The sequence below is a fragment of the Microcystis sp. M53598_WE2 genome, from assembly GCF_030067735.1.
In the GTDB taxonomy this organism is placed as follows: Bacteria; Cyanobacteriota; Cyanobacteriia; order Cyanobacteriales; family Microcystaceae; genus Microcystis; species Microcystis aeruginosa.
Genome location: NZ_JASJFE010000779.1, coordinates 1 through 1,966, shown reverse-complemented (window position 1 = coordinate 1,966; position 1,966 = coordinate 1). Strand labels below are relative to the sequence as shown.

The 1,966-nt window shown below is 37.9% G+C and carries 2 protein-coding genes; both read left to right on the top strand.

Translation table 11 applies throughout. The features are described 5' to 3' along the window. A partial coding sequence (locus PX636_RS15910; protein ID WP_288117788.1) for a glycosyltransferase occupies positions 1-1,089 on the top strand: 1,089 nt, incomplete at its 5' end. Continuing rightward, positions 1,076-1,867, top strand: coding sequence for an MOSC domain-containing protein (locus tag PX636_RS15905; RefSeq protein WP_288117786.1), 792 nt, complete (start codon positions 1,076-1,078; stop codon positions 1,865-1,867). The genes PX636_RS15910 and PX636_RS15905, both read left to right, overlap by 14 nt. Positions 1,868-1,966 lie beyond the last annotated feature (99 nt).

The window sequence follows — 1,966 nt, the reverse complement described above, 5'->3', positions numbered from 1 at the left end:
CCCAAGAGTTTTGAGACAAAATTAATCTATTTTTATGGTCTTCTAGCGAATTTTTACAAAACCCTAAGACTGACTTCGATTCATCGTCTTTTCTCTCGTAGAATTGACCTTTTACGCATCGAAGCAAGAATTAATCAGATTATCAAGCGTTACCAAGCTGATCACTGTTTGTATGGGATGACTAATCGGATTTCTCCCCCCAATGTCAAGGTTACTTTAAGTGGCATTATTTATGATGTCTTTTGGCAATTTGCTCCCTTAACTTACTCAGAATCCTATCAAGAACCCTACAATGAAGTCTTAAAAGAATGGTTAGATAAGGCCGATCTACTCTTCACAATTTCCCAAAAAACTAAAGACGATGTTTTAAAAGTTTTTCCCAATGCTACCTATGCCAGTAAATTAAAAGCTGTACCCTTAGCAGGATTTATCGATGAATCTAATCTCAAGAGTAATTTAGTCAAAAGTGAGCTAGTTACTTTTTATTTTCCCTCCTCTTTTGGTATCTACAAAGATCATCTGACTTTACTGAAAGCAGCCATTACACTAGCGAAAAAAGGTTTAAAATTTCAAATAGTTTTTATCGGTAAAGAAACCGATAATCTAGTTAGTGGAAATCTGCAATTATCTCAACAATCCAAAACTCAAGAATACCAAGAATATCTCAAAGAATGTACCCGACTTTATCGGGAAAATCAAGAAATTTTTGAGAGTCATATCAAGGGATTAGGTTATCAAGACTATGAAACCTTGCAGTTTTATTATCAAACCTGTTCCTGTGTGGTATTTCCCTCAAAATACGAAGGTTTTGGATTAGCAATAGCAGAAGCAATTTTACAAGGTATTCCCGTTATCGCTTCCGATTTAGAAGTGTTTCAAGAACAGGTGGAATTATATAATTGTCCCGAAAGAGTGCAATTCTATCCTAGGGGAGATGCGGAAAGTTTAGCTAATTGTTTAGAACAATTTATCCTCAATCCAATTCCTCGCTTGTTACCCGAAGATATCCCCAATAAAATTAATCTCTGGACTTGGGAAGATGTGGCGAAAAAATATGTAGAACTACTGAAAGAAAATGCAGGTTACTGATCTCTATATCTACCCGATTAAATCCTGTCGAGGTATTCAATTATCCCAAGCTGAAGTGACTCCTAAAGGTTTCCTCTGGGATCGAGAAATGATGTTAGTAGATGGCAAGGGTAAATTTATCACCCAAAGAGAATATCCGCAATTAGCCAGGGTTTCTGTCACGATTACAGGAGATAAATTTTCTCTGAAAACATCTCAAGATTCCCTGACTTTTTGTCCTAATTTCACAGGAGAAAAAAGAGCGGTTCAAATCTGGGAATCTCACACCATAGCCATGGATCAAGGGGATGAAATTGCCGAATGGTTCGAGAAAATTCTCGACATTCCTTGTCGTTTAGTGCGACAATCTCCTGATTATCCACGTCCTGCGAATCCTCGCTATGCGGGGAACGATCATACTCCCGTCAGCTTTGCCGATGGTTATCCAATTTTATTAACTAATACTGCTTCTTTAGAGGACTTAAATCGGCGTTTAGTTGCACCAGTGCCGATGAATCGTTTTCGTCCTAATATTGTTATTAGTAGCGATCGAGCTTTTGGCGAAAGTAGTTGGCAAAAGATCAAAATTGCTGAGATCACCTATGCTCTAGTTAAACCCTGTAGTCGCTGTATTATTACCACCACCGATCAAGAAACAGGTAGGAGAAATCCCCAGCAGGAACCTTTAAAAACCTTAAGCACTTTTCGCAGTTTCCCCGGGGGCATTATGTTCGGAGAAAATGTCATCCCCGAAAAGACAGGTACAATTAAAGTCGGCGATCCTATTACCGTAATCTAGGGAAATGGGGTTATCAGTTATCAGTTATCAGTTATCAGTTATCAGATGTGAGTTTTCAGTTCACTGATTAAGTACCTAAGCAAAATTAATTACACATAT

Bases quoted from the DNA above. Each gene is read 5' to 3' on its own strand.
- PX636_RS15905 (WP_288117786.1), top strand. From the start codon at position 1,076: ATGCAGGTTACTGATCTCTATATCTACCCGATTAAATCCTGTCGAGGT.